23 protein-coding genes and 1 other RNA gene are annotated in these 19573 nt (G+C 68.2%); 14 read left to right on the forward strand and 10 right to left on the reverse strand.

All coding sequences use genetic code 11. From position 1 onward, the window contains the following. Positions 1 to 79: 79 nt before the first annotated feature. Positions 80 to 1408: a Xaa-Pro dipeptidase gene (gene pepQ, locus AC1DGC_RS04585; RefSeq protein ID WP_449336476.1), complete on the forward strand. Its 1329-nt coding sequence runs from the start codon at positions 80 to 82 to the stop codon at positions 1406 to 1408. Between the two features lie 222 nt (positions 1409 to 1630). Here the strand turns inward: pepQ and AC1DGC_RS04590 are convergent, their stop codons facing one another. Both AC1DGC_RS04590 and AC1DGC_RS04595 read right to left on the reverse strand, forming a co-directional pair. Continuing rightward, on the reverse strand, positions 1631 to 2956 hold the full coding sequence (locus tag AC1DGC_RS04590; protein WP_259207799.1) for an aminopeptidase P N-terminal domain-containing protein: 1326 nt from the start codon (positions 2954 to 2956) through the stop codon (positions 1631 to 1633). Between the two features lie 7 nt (positions 2957 to 2963). Next, entirely contained in the window at positions 2964 to 3512 is a 549-nt protein-coding gene (locus AC1DGC_RS04595; protein WP_259207474.1) for a UPF0149 family protein, read from the reverse strand. Positions 3513 to 3699: 187 nt separating this feature from the next. Between AC1DGC_RS04595 and AC1DGC_RS04600 the strand changes: the two genes are divergently transcribed. From AC1DGC_RS04600 to AC1DGC_RS04635, 8 genes are all read left to right on the forward strand, one after another. Next, on the forward strand, positions 3700 to 3921 hold the full coding sequence (locus AC1DGC_RS04600) for a TIGR02449 family protein (protein WP_038686482.1): 222 nt from the start codon (positions 3700 to 3702) through the stop codon (positions 3919 to 3921). Further along, positions 3918 to 4214 carry a cell division protein ZapA gene (locus tag AC1DGC_RS04605; RefSeq protein ID WP_259207475.1) on the forward strand — a complete coding sequence of 99 codons (297 nt, stop codon included), beginning with the start codon at positions 3918 to 3920 and terminating at the stop codon, positions 4212 to 4214. The genes AC1DGC_RS04600 and AC1DGC_RS04605 overlap by 4 nt, the downstream gene beginning before the upstream one ends. A gap of 190 nt (positions 4215 to 4404) precedes the next feature. After that, a non-coding RNA gene (gene ssrS / locus AC1DGC_RS04610) (6S RNA) lies at positions 4405 to 4589 on the forward strand. 79 nt (positions 4590 to 4668) lie between these two features. After that, the gene (locus AC1DGC_RS04615) at positions 4669 to 5271 is read left to right on the forward strand and encodes a 5-formyltetrahydrofolate cyclo-ligase (RefSeq protein ID WP_478047305.1); all 603 of its coding nucleotides are present in this window, start codon (positions 4669 to 4671) and stop codon (positions 5269 to 5271) included. An 8-nt stretch (positions 5272 to 5279) separates the two neighbouring features. Beyond that, complete coding sequence (locus AC1DGC_RS04620) at positions 5280 to 5756, forward strand: EVE domain-containing protein (protein WP_259207477.1); 477 nt, start codon at positions 5280 to 5282, stop codon at positions 5754 to 5756. A 28-nt stretch (positions 5757 to 5784) separates the two neighbouring features. Continuing rightward, positions 5785 to 6432 (forward strand): ribose-5-phosphate isomerase RpiA, encoded by a 648-nt coding sequence (rpiA, locus tag AC1DGC_RS04625; protein WP_259207480.1) that lies wholly within the window; start codon positions 5785 to 5787, stop codon positions 6430 to 6432. A 51-nt stretch (positions 6433 to 6483) separates the two neighbouring features. Next, a complete protein-coding gene (locus tag AC1DGC_RS04630) occupies positions 6484 to 6933 on the forward strand; it encodes a DUF192 domain-containing protein (protein ID WP_259207800.1) in 450 nt (149 codons plus the stop codon). Positions 6934 to 7021: 88 nt separating this feature from the next. Continuing rightward, positions 7022 to 7867: a SirB1 family protein gene (locus AC1DGC_RS04635; protein WP_259207482.1), complete on the forward strand. Its 846-nt coding sequence runs from the start codon at positions 7022 to 7024 to the stop codon at positions 7865 to 7867. 139 nt (positions 7868 to 8006) lie between these two features. On the opposite strand, the gene AC1DGC_RS04640 is transcribed toward AC1DGC_RS04635, so the two are convergent. After that, positions 8007 to 8198 carry a rubredoxin gene (locus tag AC1DGC_RS04640; protein WP_088432661.1) on the reverse strand — a complete coding sequence of 64 codons (192 nt, stop codon included), beginning with the start codon at positions 8196 to 8198 and terminating at the stop codon, positions 8007 to 8009. A gap of 72 nt (positions 8199 to 8270) precedes the next feature. Between AC1DGC_RS04640 and thiE the strand changes: the two genes are divergently transcribed. Continuing rightward, entirely contained in the window at positions 8271 to 8906 is a 636-nt protein-coding gene (gene thiE / locus AC1DGC_RS04645; protein ID WP_449336481.1) for a thiamine phosphate synthase, read from the forward strand. Between the two features lie 15 nt (positions 8907 to 8921). Beyond that, positions 8922 to 10211 (forward strand): glutamate-1-semialdehyde 2,1-aminomutase, encoded by a 1290-nt coding sequence (gene hemL, locus AC1DGC_RS04650; RefSeq protein WP_478047306.1) that lies wholly within the window; start codon positions 8922 to 8924, stop codon positions 10209 to 10211. Between the two features lie 684 nt (positions 10212 to 10895). Here the strand turns inward: hemL and azu are convergent. Further along, entirely contained in the window at positions 10896 to 11306 is a 411-nt protein-coding gene (gene azu, locus AC1DGC_RS04655) for an azurin (RefSeq protein WP_478047477.1), read from the reverse strand. A gap of 160 nt (positions 11307 to 11466) precedes the next feature. On the opposite strand from azu, the gene AC1DGC_RS04660 reads away from it, so the two are divergent. After that, entirely contained in the window at positions 11467 to 12078 is a 612-nt protein-coding gene (locus AC1DGC_RS04660; protein WP_478047307.1) for an HAD-IA family hydrolase, read from the forward strand. 60 nt (positions 12079 to 12138) lie between these two features. On the opposite strand, the gene AC1DGC_RS04665 is transcribed toward AC1DGC_RS04660, so the two are convergent. Beyond that, positions 12139 to 13368 carry an acetylornithine transaminase gene (locus tag AC1DGC_RS04665; RefSeq protein ID WP_478047308.1) on the reverse strand — a complete coding sequence of 410 codons (1230 nt, stop codon included), beginning with the start codon at positions 13366 to 13368 and terminating at the stop codon, positions 12139 to 12141. 65 nt (positions 13369 to 13433) lie between these two features. Here AC1DGC_RS04665 and AC1DGC_RS04670 point away from each other — a divergent pair, with 65 nt between their 5' ends. Further along, a complete protein-coding gene (locus AC1DGC_RS04670) occupies positions 13434 to 14306 on the forward strand; it encodes an ion transporter (protein ID WP_259207500.1) in 873 nt (290 codons plus the stop codon). Positions 14307 to 14357: 51 nt separating this feature from the next. Here AC1DGC_RS04670 and AC1DGC_RS04675 read toward each other — a convergent pair whose 3' ends face one another. From AC1DGC_RS04675 to AC1DGC_RS04685, 3 genes are all read right to left on the reverse strand, one after another. Beyond that, positions 14358 to 15350 carry a YiiG family protein gene (locus tag AC1DGC_RS04675; protein WP_478047309.1) on the reverse strand — a complete coding sequence of 331 codons (993 nt, stop codon included), beginning with the start codon at positions 15348 to 15350 and terminating at the stop codon, positions 14358 to 14360. A gap of 345 nt (positions 15351 to 15695) precedes the next feature. Beyond that, a complete protein-coding gene (locus tag AC1DGC_RS04680) occupies positions 15696 to 16646 on the reverse strand; it encodes a YiiG family protein (protein WP_394164570.1) in 951 nt (316 codons plus the stop codon). Positions 16647 to 16735: 89 nt separating this feature from the next. Further along, positions 16736 to 17554 carry an SDR family oxidoreductase gene (locus tag AC1DGC_RS04685; RefSeq protein WP_449335924.1) on the reverse strand — a complete coding sequence of 273 codons (819 nt, stop codon included), beginning with the start codon at positions 17552 to 17554 and terminating at the stop codon, positions 16736 to 16738. A 109-nt stretch (positions 17555 to 17663) separates the two neighbouring features. On the opposite strand from AC1DGC_RS04685, the gene AC1DGC_RS04690 reads away from it, so the two are divergent. Further along, the gene (locus AC1DGC_RS04690) at positions 17664 to 18353 is read left to right on the forward strand and encodes a hypothetical protein (protein WP_394164572.1); all 690 of its coding nucleotides are present in this window, start codon (positions 17664 to 17666) and stop codon (positions 18351 to 18353) included. 31 nt (positions 18354 to 18384) lie between these two features. On the opposite strand, the gene AC1DGC_RS04695 is transcribed toward AC1DGC_RS04690, so the two are convergent. Continuing rightward, positions 18385 to 18903 carry a DUF2867 domain-containing protein gene (locus tag AC1DGC_RS04695; RefSeq protein WP_394164573.1) on the reverse strand — a complete coding sequence of 173 codons (519 nt, stop codon included), beginning with the start codon at positions 18901 to 18903 and terminating at the stop codon, positions 18385 to 18387. Further along, on the reverse strand, positions 18900 to 19562 hold the full coding sequence (locus AC1DGC_RS04700) for a protein kinase family protein (protein ID WP_478047310.1): 663 nt from the start codon (positions 19560 to 19562) through the stop codon (positions 18900 to 18902). Before AC1DGC_RS04700 ends, AC1DGC_RS04695 begins: the two co-directional genes overlap by 4 nt. Positions 19563 to 19573 lie beyond the last annotated feature (11 nt).

The raw sequence follows: 19573 nt of genomic DNA on the forward strand, positions 1-19573 counted from the left end.
CCGGTTCCGGCACAGCGCGACGCCCGCGATTGCGGCAGAATCAGGGGCTGCACTCCGCACTGTCGAACGAGCCCCCGCGATGAACCAGCCAGACCTCGGCGCCCTGTATTCCCATCACGTCAGCGTGCTTCGCCAGCGCGCCGACGAAGCGCTGGCGCGCGGCGGTTTCGACCATCTGGTGATTCCCAGCGGCACCCAGCATTACCAGGTGTTCGATGACCGCGATTACCCGTATGCGGTCAACCCGAACTTCAAGGCCTGGCTGCCGCTGACCAAGCTGCCCAACAGCTGGCTGGTCTACACCCCCGGCCAGCGCCCGGCGCTGATCTTCTTCCAACCGTTCGACTACTGGCACGTGGTGCCGGATGCGCCCAACGGCTGGTGGGTGGAGCACGTCGACATCCACATCATCCGCAGCGCCGAGCAGGCGCTGGCACTGCTTCCCAAGGACCCGGCGCGCTGCGCGATCCTGGGCGAACCGCAGAGCACGCTGGGCGCTTTCGCGCCGAACAATCCCGAGCCGGTGCTGCACTACCTGGACTGGCAGCGCGGCTACAAGACGCCTTACGAGATCGCGCTGATGCGCCAGGCCCAGCGCCTGGGCGTGCGTGGCCACCGTGCCGCCGAGACCGCCTTCCGCGCCGGCGCCAGCGAGTTCGACATCCACATGGCCTACTGCAGTGCCGTCGGCCAGGACGCCAATGAACTGCCGTACGGCAACATCATCGGCCTCAATGAACATGCCGCGGTCCTGCATTACACCGACCTGGGCCGCAGCGCGCCGTCCCCGCTGCGCAGCTTCCTGATCGATGCCGGCGCCAGCGCGCACGGCTACGCCAGCGACATCACCCGCACCTACGCGGCCAGTGGCCACGACGAATTCCAGGCGATGATCGACGCGGTCGACGCGGCCCAGCAGCAGATGGCCGCCGGTGTGCGCGCCGGCGTCGATTACAAGCAGCTGCACGTGGACGCGCACCTGTCGCTGATGGGCATCCTGAAGGACTTCGGCGTGCTCAAAGTGTCGCCGGAAGCGGCCCTGGCCACCGGCGTCAGCGCGGCCTTCTTCCCGCATGGCCTGGGCCACCTGATCGGCCTGCAGGTACACGACGTGGCCGGCTTCGCCGCCAGCGACCGCGGCGGTCGCATCGAGCGCCCGCAGGGCCACCCCTACCTGCGCCTGACCCGCGTGCTGGAGCCGGGCATGGTGGTCACCATCGAGCCGGGCGTGTACTTCATCGACATGCTGCTGGACGAAGTGAAGCAGGCCGGCCATGGCGACAGCATCGACTGGGCACGGGTCGATTTCTTCCGCCCGTATGGGGGCATCCGCATCGAGGACGAAGTGCTGTGCACCGAGGCCGACGCGGACAACCTGACCCGCCCGGCTTTCGCAGCCGCCGATTGAAGCGGGGCGGCGCCTAGAGCCACCCCATGGGTGGCTGCACGCACACCCAACCCGTAGAGCCACCCCATGGGTGGCTGCACGCAACACCCAACCCGTAGAGCCACCCCATGGGTGGCTGCACGCAACACCCAACCCGTAGAGCCACCCCATGGGTGGCTGCACGCAACACCCAACCCGTAGAGCCACCCCATGGGTGGCTACGCGCAACACCCGCGCCCCTCGTCAGCGATCCGCCATCACCGCTTCGATCTCATCGGCGCTGCGCGCCAATGCCGCGGTCAGCACCTGGTGGCCGTCGTCGGTGATCAGCACGTCGTCTTCGGTACGGATGCCGATGCCGCGCCAGCGCGCCTCCACGCTGCGATCGTCCGCAGAAACGTACAGGCCCGGTTCGATGGTGAACACCATGCCCGGCTCGAGCATGCGCGAGTCGCCGGCCAGGCGGTAATCGCCCACGTCATGCACGTCCAGGCCCAGCCAATGCCCGGTCTTGTGCCGGTAGAAACGCTGGTAATGGCCCTCGGCAATGTTCTCTTCCAGGGTTCCCTTGAGCAGCCCCAACCGCAGCAGGCCCTCGGTCAGGGTCTGCACCGCAGCCAGATGCCCGGCCTCATAGGCATTGCCCGGCCTGGCTTCGGCCAGTGCGGCCGCCTGCGCCGCGCCGACCAGATCGTGCAGCGCGCGCTGCTCGGCACTGAAACGGCCGTTGACCGGGAAGGTCCGGGTGATGTCGCTGGCGTAGCCGCGATACTCGGCACCGGCATCGATCAGCACCAGGTCGCCATCGCGTGAGCGCGCCGCGTTGTCGCGGTAGTGCAGGATGCAGCCGTTGGCACCGGCACCGACGATGCTCGAATAGGCCGCGCACGCATCGTGGGCGCGGAACTCGCGCTCCAGGTCGGCCTGCAGTTCGTACTCGTGGATGCCGGGCCGGGCCACCCGCATCGCCACCCGATGCGCCTGTACGCTGATGTCGGCGGCGCGCTGCATCAGCGCGATCTCCGCGCTGGACTTGAACAGCCGCTGCTCATGCAGCAGGTGGCCCAGCTCGAGGAATTCGTGCGGTGGCTGCGCACCGTGGCGCACCTGCGAGCGCACCCGGTTGACCCAGCCGATCAGCTTGAGATCGAACTCGGCATCGCGACCGAAGTGGTAGTACACCCGCGAGCGCCCTTCCAGCAGGCCGGGCAGGATGTCGTCCAGGTCGTCGATCGGATACGCATCGTCCATCCCGTACTGCGACACCGCCCCTTCCTGGCCGGCGCGCGCGCCATCCCAGGCTTCGCGGTCGGGGTCGCGCTCGCGGCAGAACAGGATCACCTCACCGTGGCGTCGGCCCGGAATCAGCACCAGCACGGCCTCCGGTTCCGGGAAGCCGCTCAGGTACCAGAAGTCCGAATCCTGGCGGAACGGGTAATGCGTATCCAGGCTGCGCACCCGCTCGGACGCGGCGGGCAGGACCAGGATGGCATCGTCGCCGGCCATCTCCATCAACTGCTGGCGACGACGACGGTATTCGGCGGCGGAGATGCCGGTCAGCTGCCGGATATCCATCTCAGTTCAGGCGCTGCCGATGGCGCGCCGCCATCACGCAGTCGCCGTGCAGCAACAGCACCGCCACGCGGATGAACTCCTCGATCTCGGCCAACGCGTCTTCATCATCGTCGTTGCCGCTCTCGAAATCCTCGCTGGAGGCCTGGGCCAGCTTGGCCAGGTCGTTCAGGGCTTCCTCGCCCTCCTCCGACAGCGCCGGTCGGCGCCCGCCCGAGCCCAGCCCGAAGCCGCCCAGGAAGGCACGCGCCCAGGTGAACAGGGCATCGGCCTGCGCGGCGGTGTCATTGGCATCGCTCAGCAGCAGTTCGAAGGCGAAATCGCGGTCTTCCAGCTGGGCCACGCTGGCCTGCAGCAGCTGCGAGAGCGCATCGCCCTCGGCCGGCAGCGGCAGGTTGTCATCGGCCAGCACCCGGGCCGGCCATTCGCGCACCGGCGCGCCGCCGGCGGACAGCCAGCCGCACAGGCCGCCGTGCAGTTCAGCGGCATTGGCGCCCAGGCCCAATGCCTGGCTGGCCAGGTTCACGTCATTGACACTCGGTAGTTCGGTCATCTTGGGGCTCGATCGGAAAAAGGCGCCAAGGCCACCGCGGGCGGGGCTCTGGCAGCTTCACAGTGTAGCAATCCGACCGTACGCTCCGGGGCGCGGTCGCCGCTGCCGGGCGCCCGGGCGGCGGTGCCCGCCTGCCCCGTCATTATTCGCTTGACCGGCTCCACCGCCCTTGCCTATCGTGCCGAACATGGAACCTTCCGACGCCATCACCCAATTGCAGGCCTTCGCCGCCCGGGTGGAGGCGTTGCTGGAGCGCAACCAGCGCCTGGCCGAGGAAAACCGCAGCCTGCGCCACCAGCAGGAACAGCTGGTGGCCGAGCGCTCGCAGCTGTTGGCCAAGAACGAGCAGGCCCGCTCCCGGGTCGAAGCGATGATCACCCGCCTCAAGTCCCTGGAGCAGCACACATGAGCCAGACCGAGCCGGTCAGTGTCCGCATCCTCGACCGCGAGTACACCGTGGGCGTGGGCGCCGAAGAGCGCGAGATCCTCACGGCTGCCGCGCGCCTGCTGGACGCCAAGATGCGCGAGATTCGCGGCAGCAACCGCATGGCCGCCGTGGACCGCGTCGCCGTGCTGGCCGCGCTCAACCTGGCGCATGAACTGCAGCAGCTGCGCGATGAACACGCCCGCCAGGCCGTGGCCCTGCAGCAGACCCTGGCCGATCTGAACCGGCGGCTGGATCGGGCGATCGACGGGGCGTAAGCAGCCGCCCGACGGTCGGCTCTACCGGGATCATTGGCAGGGGCAAGCCGACCCACCGGCGGCGCTGCGGTGTTCCACGCGATGTTCCATTGCACAAGACCATCGCATGGCCATCATCGATCTGAATTCAGGTGTAATTCGACCGACGAACGGCCTCCCCCTCGGCGCGTGCTTGGCTATAATGGCGACGCGTTCTCTGCTGTGAACGACGGCGTGTGCAAACATTCGCCTTGTCCCTTAATTACGACCACGGGTGCGCGACGGCGCCGGGAGTGCAAGTCCGCCTTGTAGCGGGAAGCCCGAAGGAGTCCCAGCGTACCCACTTGAACCCCGGGTTCAAGGTCGTTTCGCACGCATCGTCACCGCGGAGAATGCAGTATTCCTGCAAGAGCGACGTCCCACCGGGGCGTCGCTCTTGTTTTATCCGCGCCCGCACCACGCCCCGGACCCAGGCATGACCGACCCGCGCTCCGCACTGCGCCAGCATCTGCGTCAACGCCGCCGCGACATCCCCGCCGCCCAGCGCCTGGCCGCGGCCGAGCACCTGGCCGATGCCCTGTTGCAGCTACCGTTCGCCCCGGCCGAAGGCTTCGTTGCGGGGTACTGGGCGATGGATGGCGAGATCGCCCTGCACCGCTGGCAGATGCAACTGCCGCCGTCGCTGACCTACTGCCTGCCGATCCTCGCCGGCGACACCCTGCGCTTTGCACCGTGGCGCCCTGGCCAGCCGCTGGGCGCCAACCGCTATGGCATTCCCGAGCCCGACGTCGCCGCCGAGGCTACCCTCGCCCCGGAACAGATGGCGTTGGTGGTCGCACCGCTGGTGGGGTTCGATGCGCTGGGCCGACGCCTGGGCATGGGGGGCGGCTGGTATGATCGCAGCTTCGCATTCCGCCACCAGCGCCCGGCCCCGCCGTGGCTGGTCGGGGTCGGCTTCTCGGTGCAGCAGGTCGATGACCTGCCGGTACAGCCCTGGGATGTCGCGGTGGATGCGATCTGCACCGACGCGTCCACCCTTGTTCCCGTATCGGCCGCTGGCCGCTACCCTTCGCGATAGAAAGACGGATGACCGCACGCAAGCGCTACTGGCTGATGAAGTCCGAACCGGACGCCTTTTCCATCGATGATCTGCAACGCGTGGGCCGCGAGCCCTGGAACGGCGTGCGCAACTACCAGGCGCGCAATTTCATGCGCGATGGCATGAAGGTCGGCGATGGGGTCCTGTTCTACCACTCCAACACCAAGGTGCCGGGCATCGTGGGCCTGGCCACGGTTGCCAGCGAAGCCTACCCGGACGACACCCAGTTCAACCCGAAATCCGATTACTACGACCCCAAGGCCACCCGCGAAGAACCGCGCTGGATGCTGGTGGACGTGGCCTTCGAGCGCAAACTGCGCGACACCATTTCGCTGGACGAGATCAAGCTGCATGCCGATGCGCTGGGTGACGGTTTCCCGCTGACCGCGCGCGGCAACCGCCTCTCGATCCTGCCGGTGACCGCAGCGCAGTGGAAGCTGCTGCTGTCGCTGGAAAAGCACTGATCCCCCTTTCCCTCAAGAGTTGCCCGCCATGTCCGAAGCCAAGCGCCTGGCTGCCGAAAAAGCCCTGGAATACGTCGAAGACGGCATGATCGTCGGGGTCGGCACCGGCTCCACCGTTGCCTATTTCATCGATGGCCTGGCCCGCATCCAGCACCGTATCAAGGGCACCGTGTCCAGCTCGGAGCAGAGCACCGCGCGCCTGCGCGAGCACGGCATCGAGGTGATGGAGCTCAACCACACCGGCAACCTGTCGCTGTACGTGGACGGGGCCGACGAATGCGACGGCAACAAGTGCCTGATCAAGGGCGGTGGCGCCGCGCTGACCCGCGAGAAGATCATCGCCGAAGCCAGCGAGCGCTTCGTCTGCATCGTCGACCCGAGCAAGCAGGTGCCGGTGCTGGGGCGTTTCCCGCTGCCGGTGGAAGTGATCCCGATGGCTCGCAGCCTGGTCGCCCGCCGCATCATGGACATGACCGGCGGCCAGCCGGCGTGGCGCGAAGGCGTGGTCACCGACAACGGCAACGCGATCCTGGACATCCACCACCTGCAGATCACCGACCCGGTCAAGCTCGAGCGCGAGCTCAACCAGCTGCCCGGCGTGGTCTGCGTGGGGCTGTTCGCGCGGCGCCCGGCCGACGTGGTGATCGTCGGTGGGCAGCCGCCCAAGGTGTTCTGATCCGGCGGCCGGCCCGCGATGGCCGGCTTCCCCAACTTCGAGGTAGACCCGATGTCGCTGACCCGCCTGCTGTCGCTGCTGCTCCTGATGACCTTGACCGGCTGCGCCAGCAGCGGCGCCCGCCACTGGGTGGAACTGGGCGGTGCCCGCTACCAGGTGGAGCTGGCCGTGGATGACGCCAGCCGCGCACGCGGGCTGATGTTCCGCGACCAGATGCCGGCCGACCACGGCATGCTGTTCCTGCACGAGCGCGAAGAACTGCAGGCGTACTGGATGAAGAACACCAAGATCGCGCTGGACATCCTGTACTTCGACGACCAGCGCCGCCTGGTCAGCCAGCAGCGCGACGTGCCGCCGTGCTCGGCGGGCGATCGTTGCCCGCCCTACCCGAGCAGCGGCCCGGCACGTTACGTGCTCGAACTCAACGCCGGCCAGGCGGAAAAGCTGGGACTGCAGGATGGGACCCAGATCACCTTCGGCCCGGGCATCTCCGACCGCTAGATCCACGCGCTGCGTGGACGACAGGCGCGCCCGGCGCTTTCACGCCGGGACGCTTGAATCCGGCCGCGTTTGACGCCAGTCTGTCGCCATGCAGGGGCAGATCACATTGCCGACGTGGGATTCGCTGGCCGAGCTGGACGACGAGGCGCTGCCGCTGTTGCCCACCGCGCTGCTGATCGCGCGTGACGAGTACCCGGACCTGGACCCGAAAGTCTACGACGCGGTGCTGCAGAGCCATGCCGACCACCTGCGCACCGAAGTGGACACCATCGAGCACTGGCCGCTGAAGATCGCCGCGGTCAACCGCCACCTGTTCGACGAACTGGGCTACGGCGGCGACCACGGCGAGTACTACGACCCGCGCAACAGTTACCTCAACCAGGTGTTCGAGCGCCGCCTCGGCAACCCGATCTCACTGGCGCTGGTGCAGATGGAAGTCGCGCGCCGACTGGGCATCCCGCTGGACGGGGTGTCCTTCCCCGGGCATTTCCTGGTGCGGCTGCCGGTGGATGACGGCATGCTGGTGATGGACCCCTTCAATGGCGGGCGCCCGCTGGACGTGGAGGAACTGCGCGAACGCGCCCGCTCGCACCTGGGCGGGGAAACCCCGGACGACCACGTGCTGGCCCAGATCCTGGACGCCGCGCCCGCGCGCGCGATCCTGATGCGGATGCTGCGCAACCTGCATGGCGTCTACGTCGAACGCGGTGAATGGGACCGCGCCGCGCGCAGCGCCGACCGCCTGCTCAAGCTGGCCCCGGAACAGGACGACGCCCTGCGCGATCGTGGCCTGGCCTACCTGCACCTGGACTACCAGGCCGGCGCCCACCGCGATCTGGGCCTGTACCTGCAGCGCAACGGCCAGGCCAGCGATGCCCAGTGGGTGCGCGAGAAGCTGGTGGAGATCGGCGGGCGGGCACCGCGCCTGCATTGAGGGACGTCGGTTGCCGGGTTGCCGGGTTGCCGAGCATGGCTCGGCACTACCTGGGGAAGGCAACATTGGCTGCGACCGGGTAGAGCCGAGCCATGCTCGGCTGCTTTCCCCCGCAGGCCAAGGAACCAGGCCGCTGCCCTCAATCGACCTCGACCATCTCGAAATCGTCCTTGGTCACGCCGCAGTCCGGGCAGGTCCAGGTCTCGGGAATGTCTTCCCAGCGCGTGCCCGGCGCGATGCCTTCTTCGGGCAGGCCGTCCTCTTCCCTGTACAGGAACCCGCAGACAACGCACATCCAGGTGCGGAAGGTGGTGGCGGTGGCATCGGTCATTGGATAATCACGGCTGGGCAAGAACTGGCGAAGGCCATTGTCCCACTCCCGTCGTACTACCGGTAGCCACCGATGACTCCAGCTTCAGCCTCCACGCCCCGCGCACGCGGCGTTTACCTGATCACCCCGGACGATGCCGACACCGCGCGCCTGCTGGCGCGCACCGCGCCGCTGCTGGCCGCTGGCGCCACCTGGCTGCAGTACCGCAACAAGAGCGCCGACGCCGCACTGAAGCGGGCGCAGGCCACCGCCCTGCAGGCGCTGTGCGCCGAACACGGCGTGCCGCTGATCATCAACGACGATCCCCTGCTGGCCCAGGCCGTGGGCGCTGCCGGCGTGCACCTGGGCGGCACCGATGGCGACATCGGCGCCGCACGGGCGCTGCTCGGGCCGGATGCCATCATCGGCGCGTCCTGCTACGACCAGTTGGCCAACGCCGAGCGTGCCGTCGCCGCCGGTGCCAGCTACGTGGCCTTCGGCGCGTTCTTTCCCACCACCACCAAGGTCACCACCAGCCGCGCCACGCCGGACCTGCTGCGGCAAAGCGCCGCACTCGGCGTACCGCGGGTGGCGATCGGCGGGCTGAGCCCGGACAATGTCGGTCCCATCATCGATGCCGGCGCCGATCTGGTGGCCGTGGTCAGCAGCGTGTTCGCCGCCGCCGATCCGGTCGCCACCCAGCGCGCCTTCCTCGCCCAGTTCCCGTAATACCCAGGACACCCCATGAACCACGACCAGTCCCACGCCCTGTTCACCCGCGCCCGGACGCTGCTGCCGGGCGGCGTCAATTCGCCGGTGCGCGCGTTCAAGTCGGTCGGCGGTGAGCCGTTCTTCGTCGAGCGTGCCGACGGCGCGTACCTGTACGACGTCGATGGCAACCGCTACATCGACTATGTCGGTTCGTGGGGCCCGATGATCGTCGGCCACAACCACCCGGCCGTACGCCAGGCGGTGAAGCACGCGATCAACAACGGCCTGTCCTTCGGCGCCCCCTGCGAAGCCGAAGTGACCATGGCCGAAACGCTCACCCGCCTGGTGCCGTCGTGCGAGATGGTGCGCATGGTCAACTCCGGTACCGAGGCCACGCTGTCGGCGATCCGTCTGGCGCGCGGGGCCACCGGGCGCAGCCGCATCGTGAAGTTCGAAGGCTGCTATCACGGCCACGGCGACTCGTTCCTGGTCAAGGCCGGCAGCGGCATGCTGACCCTGGGCGTGCCGACCTCGCCGGGCGTGCCGGCCGGCCTGAGCGAACTCACCCTCACCCTGCCCTACAACGATGTCGACGCGGCCACCGCGCTGTTTGCCGAGCAGGGCGAGCACATCGCCGGGCTGATCATCGAACCGGTGGTCGGCAACGCCAACTGCATTCCGCCGCGCGAGGGTTACCTGCAGCACCTGCGCGCACTCTGCACCCAGTACGGTGCGCTGCTGATCTTCGACGAGGTGATGACCGGGTTCCGCGTCGCCCTCGGCGGTGCGCAGGCGCACTACGGCATTACCCCGGACCTGACCACCTTCGGCAAGATCATCGGCGGCGGCATGCCGGTGGGCGCCTACGGTGGCCGTGCGGACCTGATGGAGCAGATCGCCCCGTCCGGCCCGATCTACCAGGCCGGCACGCTCAGCGGCAATCCGGTGGCGATGGCCGCCGGCCTGGCGATGCTGGACCTGGTGCAGGCACCGGGTTTCCACGACCGCTTGGGCGCGGCCAGCGCGCGCCTGTGCGCGGGGCTGGAGGCAGCCGCCGCCGAGGCGGGCGTGGCCGTGACCACCAACCAGGTGGGCGCGATGTTCGGCCTGTTCTTCACCGACCAGAAGGTGGAGACCTACGCCCAGGCCACCTCCTGCGACATCAGCGCATTCAACACCTTCTTCCACGCGATGCTCGAGCGCGGGGTGTTCCTGGCACCGTCGGCGTACGAAGCCGGCTTCATGTCCAGCGCGCACGATGACGGCGTGATCGATGCGACGATCGCTGCGGCGCGCGAGGCGTTCAAGGTCGTCAAGGGCTGAGCGGGCGCGTGGCGCCACGCCCTGCGTGGCGGCCCTGCGATCAGGCGCTGCGTGCAGCCACCCATGGGGTGGCTCTACGCGGATGGCTCGCCGCAGCCACCCATGGGGTGGCTCTACACGTGCAATCCGACCATCGTAGAGCCACGCCATGCGTGGCTGCCGTTCGATCAGGCATTGCGTGCAGCCACCCATGGGGTGGCTCTACGCGTGCAATCCAACCATCGTAGAGCCACGCCATGCGTGGCTGCCGTTCGATCAGGCATTACGTGCAGCCACCCATGGGGTGGCTCTACATGTGCAATCCGACCATCGTAGAGCCACGCCATGCGTGGCTGCTGTTCGATCAGGCATTGCGTGCAGCCACCCATGGGGTGGCTCTACATGTGCAATCCGGCCATCGTAGAGCCACGCCATGCGTGGCTGCCGTTCGATCAGGCATTGCGTGCAGCCACCCATGGGGTGGCTCTACACGTGCAATCCAACCATCGTAGAGCCACGCCACGCGTAGCTGCCGTTCGATCAGGCATTGCGTGCAGCCACCCATGGGGTGGCTCTACGCGGACGGGTTGCCTCAGCCACCCATGGGGTGGCTCTACGCGTGCAATCCGACCATCGTAGAGCCACGCCATGCGTGGCTGCCGTTCGGTCAGGCATTGCGTGCATTCACACGACGGCAGCTGCGCGTCAGCCGAAAACGAATCGGCCCTTCATCATCGCGAAGTGGCCCGGGAACGAGCAGAAGAACGTGTAGTCGCCGCCCTTGGCCAGCTTGGCCGTGGCGAAGGTGACGCTGGTGCTCTGGCCGCCGCCGATCACCGCCGTATGGGCCAGCACCCGTGCATCGGCCTTGGGCAGGTAGCTGTCGGCCAGGGTCATGCGCATGCCCGCCATCGCCACCGGCTGGTAATCGGCGCTGCGGGCGAGCACCCAGTTGTGGCCCATCGCGGTGGCGGCCAGTTTGCCGGTGTGGCGCAGGGTCAGCTTCACCTGCGTGCAGTCCGCGCCGACCTTGATCTCCTTCTGGCTGAAGCTCATCTGGTCGGTGCTGTCGATGGTGACCGCGCACACGCGGGCATGGGCAGCCGGGGCCAGCATCAGGCCGGCGAGCAGTACGGGGGCAAGCAGGTTCACGGCGATCTCCAACACTCAGTCCGGAGATTCTAGACAGCCGCTTGCCCGCCCACCTGCGACGCGATGTCGCAGCGCGCACCCGGAGTAAGGTACGGTCGGCACTGGACCTGGACGAACGTTGCCGATGCCGGTTGCCGTGGACTGCCTGCTGCTGGATTTTGATGGCGTGCTGGTGCGCCATGCGCGCCACGTGCGCGTGCGTCACCTCGCCGCCAGCACCCGCCGCAGCGCCGCACAGGTGCAGGCCGCGCTGTTCGACAGCGGCCTGGAGCAACGGCATGACGCCGGGCTGGACAGCGCGCTGTACCTGCAGCAGTTGGGCGCTGCATTGGGCACCCCGGTGAGCATCGCGCAATGGCAGGACGCGCGCATTGCCGCGTCATCGCCGCAGGACGGGGTGATCGAACGTGTCGAACGCATCGCGCGTGATCTGCCGATCGCCATCCTGACCAACAACGGCGCGCTCATGGCCCAGACCATCCCGCGCATCCTCCCTACCCTGGCCGAGGCCCTGAGCGGGCGCATCCTGTGCAGCGGTGCACTCGGTGGACGCAAACCGGACCCGGCCGTGTTCGTGCAGGCCGTGACGCTGCTTGGCACGCGCGCCGAGCGCACGCTGTTCATCGATGACCTGTTCGTCAACGTGCGCGGCGCGCGCCAGGCGGGACTGCAGGCGGAGACGGCGAGCGACAGCCGCAGTATCGGCAAGGTGTTCAAGCGCTACGGCGTGGCGTAGAGCCGACCGTGGGTCGGCTGTGTTCGCCCCAAGACAACAGCAGCCGACCCTCGGTCGGCGCTACCGCGACGCGATGAACCCGGCAATCGCGGCGTGCAGCCGCTTCAGGCCTTCGGCGATTTCTTCATCGCTGATGTTCAACGAGGGCACGAAGCGCAGTACGTCCGGACCCGCCTGCAAGGTCAACAGACCGTGCTCGGCGGCATGGTCGAGGATGGCACCGGCCTGGCCGGCGAAATCCCGGTCCAGCACCGCACCCAGCATCAGGCCGCGGCCGCGCACCTGGCTGAACACCTTGAACTCGTCGTTGATCCTGCCCAGGCCATCGCGCAGCGCCTGCGACTGGCGGCTCACGTTGTGCGCGATCTCCGGCGAAGACAGCTTGCGCAGCGCCACGCGCGCCACGGCCGCCGCGAGGGGGTTGCCGCCGAAGGTGGTGCCGTGCGCACCGAACTGCATCACCTCGGCCACCTTCGGCCCGGCCAGCATCGCGCCGATCGGGAAACCGCCGCCCAGGGCCTTGGCCAGGGTGACGATGTCCGGCTTGATGCCGTCCTGCCAGTGCGCGAACAGCGTGCCGGTGCGGCCCATGCCAGCCTGGATCTCATCGAGCACCATCAGCGCGTTGTGCTGGTCGCACAGTTCGCGGATGCGCTGCATGAAGCCCGGCTTGGCCGGCATCACCCCGCCCTCGCCCTGGATCGGCTCCAGCATCACCGCGGCCACGTCCCCGGCCGCCATCGCGGTTTCCAGCTGCGTCTCATCGTTGAAATCGACGTAGCGGAAGCCACCGGGCAACGGCTCGTAGCCTTCCTGGTACTTCGGCTGGGCGGTGGCGGTCACCGCGGCCAGGGTGCGGCCATGGAAGCTGCCACGGAAGGTCACGATCACCCGCTGATGGGCGGGGCGGCCCAGCGAGGAGGCCCACTTGCGCACCAGCTTGATCGCCACTTCATTGGCTTCGGCGCCGGAGTTGCACAGGAACACCCGCTCGGCGAAACGCGAGGAGGTGACCAGTTCTTCGGCCAGGCGCAGCGGCGGCTCGCTGTAGAACACGTTGCTGGTGTGCCAGAGCTTGCCGGCCTGCTCGACCAGCGCGGCGGTCAGGTCCGGGTCGTTATGGCCCAGCCCGCACACGGCGATGCCGGCGGCCAGGTCGATGAACTCGCGGCCCCGGGTGTCCCAGACGCGCGAGCCCTGGCCGCGTTCGAGCACCACCTGGCGCGGTTTATAGACCGGCAGGTAGTAATGCGACAGGGACAACAGCGGATCGGTGGCAGCGGCGGTCATGGCGGTCAGGGGGTGCGGGAAAGTCCCATTCTCGCGCTTTGGGCCGGTGGGGCACAATGCAGCCCATGCGACCGTTCACCGCCCCCCAGCTCAACCCCGCCACCGAGACCGGCTGGCGCCGGACCTGGTTCGACATCATCTACCGGCACGACACCCGGCCATCGCGCAATTTCGACCTGCTGCTGGTCTACGCCATCATCGCCAGCGTGCTGGTGGTCATGTTCGACAGCGTGCAGCGCTTCCACATCGCCCACGCCAGCTGGCTGTACGTGCTGGAATGGGGCTTCACGGTGCTGTTCACCGCCGAGTACCTGCTGCGGCTGGTGGTGGTCCGGCGCCCGCTGCGGTACGCATTCAGCATCTGGGGCATCATCGACCTGGCCTCGATCCTGCCGACCTACCTGTCCCTGTTCATTCCCGGCGCACAGAGCCTGCTGGTGGTCCGCGCGCTGCGCATCCTGCGCGTGTTCCGCATTCTCAAGCTGACCCGCTACATCGAAGAAAGCGGCGTGCTGATGGAATCGCTGTGGCGCAGCCGGCGCAAGATCCTGCTGTTCCTGTTCACGGTGGTGACCATCACGATCATCGCCGGCACCCTCATGTACGTGATCGAAGGCCCCAACCACGGCTTCACCAGCATCCCCAGCAGCATGTACTGGGCGGTGGTGACCATGGCCACGGTCGGCTTCGGCGACATCGTGCCGCAGACCGTGCTCGGCCGCTTCGTCACCTCGGTGCTGATCCTGATCGGCTACAGCATCATCGCCGTCCCCACCGGCATCTACACCGCCGAGCTGGCCAGCACCATGCGCGACGCCGACCTCGCCGCGCGCCGCGATGCCCGTGGCTGCGCGCACTGCGGGCTGGAAGGCCACGAACCGGATGCCCGGCATTGCCGCCGGTGCGGCGACGCATTGCCCGATACCTTCAATACATAACTTCGATCCACCCCGGCGCGCTGCACGCACCGGGGGGGATCGCACTGCCACTTACTGGCGGTTGCTCTGGAACACCAGGCTGTTGTATTCGTTCAACAGGCGCCCGGCCGAGCCTTGCGGCGCATGCGACGGCGAATCCAGCATGCGCTGCTCGAAGTCGCTGTACGGGGTCTTGTCGGCCACGCGCTTGATCCGCTCCTTGCCCTCGCGACGGAAATTCTCCGCGGCGGTCTCGAAGCTGTTCCAGTCCATCTTGCCCGGTTCCTGGTCGGCCACCTTGGCGTGCGCTTCGTCGGCGATGGTGTTGAACGCGTCCAGTCGGGCGCGCCCCTGCACCAGGTCGAAGTCATCTTCGGCCATCAGGTCCATCAGCGACTTGGCCTCCAGCATGATGGCCAGGCGGTAGTACGTGCGGGTGCGGCCTTCCTGCTTTTCCAACGCCTGCAGCTGGGCCTGCTGGGCGCGGTCGTTCTCGGCCTCCAGCGCGGTGCTGAACACTTCGCTGGCCTGCACGAAGGCGGCCAGCGCGTCCATCAGCGGGGCATGCATCGCCTTGCCGCGCGCGTAGCCGTCGTCTTCGAAGTCTTCGCGCTTGTAGTAGTCGTAGGCCGCGTGGGTGAGCGGCTGCAGGGCGTGCAGGCTGTCCAGGTAAACCTTGGCCGCCTTGTCCAGCTCCGGCAGCGCCGGCGCGGCAGCGATCGCGGTGGGAATGGCGGCATCGCAGGTCTTGAGGTCGTCGGCGTCCAGGTCCGGCGGTCCGATCGGACGTTGTTCGCGACCGCTCGGACCGACCTTGGGATCCTTCATCCAGCCCGTGTAATAGCCGATGCCGCGATGGATGCCCGAATCGACATCGTTGTAGCAGTCGATGTAGCTGTTGAGCTTGGCGGTCAGTGCCTGCTCGGCATCCTGCGCAGCGGTATCGGCCGCCTTGCCGGCCTGGGTCACCGCATCGGGGGCGGCGCCCGGGCTCTTGCCGCCACAGGCGGTGAGCAGCAGCGACAGCGCTACAGCCAGCGGGGCGACGGGAAGCGTACGGATCATGCGTGACATCCTTGTTGGAAACGATTTCAGCCGCGCATTGTACCCAAGCCCACCGGCGCTGCCGACCGCAGCGCGCGCCACTCAACCGCGCCATGCGGTTGCGCATCTCCACCAGGTCGTTGTAGTTGGCCATCACCGTGCGCGACGCCAAGCACGCGCGATGCCCGCGGCGGTCCGCACAGTGGGCTGCACGGGCGCGCGCCCGATGCGCTGCGTTGCCGCCACTGCGGCGAGAAACGGCCGCCGGTGTCCAACGCCGGAGCCCTGAAGGCGGGCACGCGGCAGGGCGTGCGCCGCCCCGCCGCGTTGACGCTGTCGTCGCCGACAGCGACGTGGCGCTGCGCCTCAGCGCGACAACTGGTTGCTGGCGTCGACCAGATCGTTGTAGCTGTCGGTCACCGCTTCGGCCGAGCCCTGCGGGTTGCCGATGCGGCCGCCGCCCTGCATCAGGATCTGCTCGCTGCGGGTCAGCGGCTTGTTTTCCTGCAGGCGGTCCACGCGACGACCCGCATCCCGGGCCAGCCCGTCGGCAGCGCGCTCGAGGTGGCCCCACATGGCATCACCCTTGCCGATCTTGTCGTCCTGGGCCTGCTTCAGCAGGGCCTGGAAGGCGGCCAGCTGGGTGCGGGCCACGGCCAGGTCCGGCGTCTCGGCCGTCAACAGCGCCACCAGCTGCTTGGCGTCGCCCACGATCCGGAGCTGGTAGTACGACGCAGAGCGCCCTTCGGCCGCTTCGATCTCCTTCAACTGGGCGCGACGACGCTCGTCCTCGCGCGTCTCCAGCGCCGCATCCAGCGCATCGCTGGCCTCGAAGAACGCCATGTAGGCCTGCATCAGCGGGCCGTGCTGGGTGCGCATGCCCGCGTGGTCGTCGCGCAGGTAGTCCTCGCGGGTGTAGTAGCGGTCGGTCTGTTCGATCAGCGCGTACAGGTCAACGAAGCGTTGCTGGTAGGTGCGCGCAGGCGGATCCAGCGCCGCATCGGCCGGGGTCATCGCCAATGCCGCCACCATCGGTTCATTGCACAGCGCGACGCGGTGCGACAGCACCATGCCCGGTCCGCGCACGTGCGCCTCCTTGCCGGTCGGGCCTGCCTTCGGATCCTGCATCCAGCCGGTGTACTGCTGGAAGCCTTCATGGATGGGCTGCTCCACCGCGTTGAAACACGCGATGTAGGCATTCACCTTCTCAACGCCTTCCGTATCGACGGCATGCGAGGGGCCTTTGCTGCAGGCACCGAGCAGGCCGATGACGGCGATGGCGGCGGCGAGCGATGCACTTGGCTTGCGATGGGACATTCAATGGACCAGACAAAAGCGGGCACGCACAGTAGCAGCCGGGCGTGCAGCCTGTGTCGACACCGTCAGCGGGCGACGCGATCGGGGGCTCAATCCAGGAACAGATCCGGCAGCAACGGCTGCGACGGGTCCACCGCATAGCCGCTCAGGTCGGTGATGCCGGCCTGCGCCAGCACCTCGTCGTCAAGCAGGAACTGCCCGCTGAAACCGGCCGCATCGCGGGTCAACACCGCATGCGCGGCATCGGCCAGGATCTGCGGCGTGCGGCAGCCGTTGATGTCCACGCCGGGAATCATGTTGACCGCGTCGGTGGCGATGATCGTGCGCGGCCACAAGGCGTTGACCGCCACGCCCTGCGGCCCGAACTCGGCGGCCAGGCCCAGGGTGACAAAGCTCATGCCCATCTTGGCCAGCGTGTAGCCGGTATGCGGCCCCCACCATTTGGGGTCCAGGCTCGGCGGCGGCGCCAGGGTGAGGATATGCGGGTTGGGCGCCTGCAGCAGATACGGTAAACAGGCCTGCGCGCACAGGAAGCTGCCGCGCGAATTGACCTGCTGCATCAGGTCGAAGCGCTTCATCGGGGTGTCCAGCGTGCCACGCAGCCAGATCGCGCTGGCGTTGTTGACCAGGATGTCGATGCCGCCGAAGGTGTCCACCGTCGCGGCCACCGCCGCGCGTACCTGGTCTTCCTCGCGGATGTCGCACTTGAGCGCCAGGCCCTGACCACCGGCAGCGGTGACCGCCTCGACGGCACTGTGGATGGTCCCGGGCAACTTCGGATTGGGCACGGCCGACTTGGCCGCGATGGCGACGTTCGCGCCATCCTGCGCCGCGCGCAGGGCGATGGCCAGGCCGATGCCGCGCGAGGCGCCGGTGATGAAGAGGGTCTTGCCTTGCAGACTGGCCATGTCGCGTGCTCCGGCGAAATCGGTGATCGGCCCAGTATGCCGCGACCACGCGTAATTAACCGCCCCTTGACGATAGTGACGCTCCGGTTACCGCTGCGAGGTTCCTGCCATGCGCCGTTCCCGTTGCCTGCTGCCCGCCGTTGGCCTGCTGCTGATCACCACCGCCTGCCAGGGCGGGTCGTCCGAGCCGCCCCGCGCCACGACGCCCGGGCCAGCCACCGGCACGGCGCGCATGGCCGCCGACAGTGCGCTGCGCTGGAGTCCCGCAGTCGTGTGGAGCGGCGACCTGAACAGTTGTCGCCAGGGCGAGGCTGCGGCCACCCGCGATTGCCTGACCAAGGCAATGCAGGCCGGCGGCGCCAGCGCCGATGCGGTTACCGCCGCCGGGCAGTTGTCCAGCGCCGGCGAACTGGCGTATGTGACCGCGTGGCATGAACAGGACGGCATCGGCGTGGCCACGGTGGCCTACCCGTTCCGCGCCAATACCAACGAAGGCACGCGGCTGATCGACGCCGGCGGCAAGCGCATCGACGTGGACACCGTACAGCTGGACGACACGCTGCGCGCCGATCCCGGCGTGCAGGCGCTGCTCAACGCCCATCCCCAGGCAACGCCGTTTGCGCCGGCACGGGCGGCGGGCGGCACGCCGCTGGAAGGCGGCGGAGTGCGCCTGGTGTACCGCACCCCGCTGCGCGAGTGCCACGCGTGCGCGGACGTGGGCCAACTACAGATCGGTTACGACTTCGACGCCACGCGGCACTTCGTCGGGCAGCATGTGGTGCCGACACCCGCACCGTGATCCGGCCGGGCCGGCCACCCGCAGCCGTCCATCATGGCGCGCTTGACGCGTATCGCAGCACCTGCCGCCGCAACAGACGCGGCACGATCCAGCGATGCACCGGCGCCACCGGCAGCATGTACAGCCGCCCAAACGCGTTATGGGTGTGGACCACCGTGGCGATCTCCAGCAGATCGCCGCGCCATTGCAGCGCCAGCTGCACGCGCAGGTGGCGGTCGTCATCTTCCAGCACGATCGCATCGGACGTGCACTGCTGCAGGGTGAAGATGCCGAGCCGGTCGCCCGGCCGTGGATCGACGCTCTCCTGCACCGCGCGCAGCGAGCCCAGGTCCTTCATGCCGAGCAGGCGCATGCCGCGATTGCGCAGCGCCATCAAGCCATCGAACCAGCCCGGCACCGTGGCCGCCATGTCCGTGTAGGCCTGCAACGCCGAGCGCCCCTTGCGCGCCACGGTCGCCTGGCAGGCGTGCGCGAAGTCGGCGCCGGGCAACTGCGCATGCAATACGCTGCCGGCGCCAAGCGGCACCACCGCAACGCGCTGCGCGCTCACGGCTTCGGTCCCTGCCCTTCGTTGTCTTCCCAGTGCAGGATTTTCCGGGTGACGAACCGGTACACCGGCTTGCCGGTGCGGAACCACAGATCACGCACCCACGAGGTGCGCTTGAGCAAGCGCTTCTCCACCGGGGTGAGCGACTCGCGGCAATACATGCGCTTGTGCTTGAGCAGGTGGCGCAGGTCTTCGCGCGCCAGCAGGCGCATCCAGCGCGACCGCGGGTTGCCGATCACCGCCAGCTGGAAATCGATCAGCGCCGGCGAGCCGTCCTCGCGCACCAGCCAGTTGGCTTCCTTGGCCAGGTCGTTGTGCGCGATGCCGTGCCGGTGCACGCGCTGCAGCAGCCGGCGCGCGGCGCGGAAGTAGGCCAGGTCGCCGCGTGGCGGGCGCTGGTACATCGCATCGCCGGGCATGAAGCTGCGGTCCAGCCAGCGCCCGTTCCAGGCCAGCAATGCCGGGGTGTCGGCCATGCCGTCCAGGTGCGCCAGCGCGCGCGCTTCACGCCGGGCCAGCCACCAGGCCGGCAGTCGCAGCCACCACGGGGTCGCCTCCAGGTCGCGGCGCACGAAGCGCTGGCCGTCCTGCTCGACCAGCAGGATGCGGCCGAAGCTGTCGGCCTTGAGGGCATGGGGAGCGGGATCGGGGGCGGGCTTCATCGGCTCATTCT

The sequence above is a fragment of the Stenotrophomonas sp. 05N37 genome, assembly GCF_056397365.1.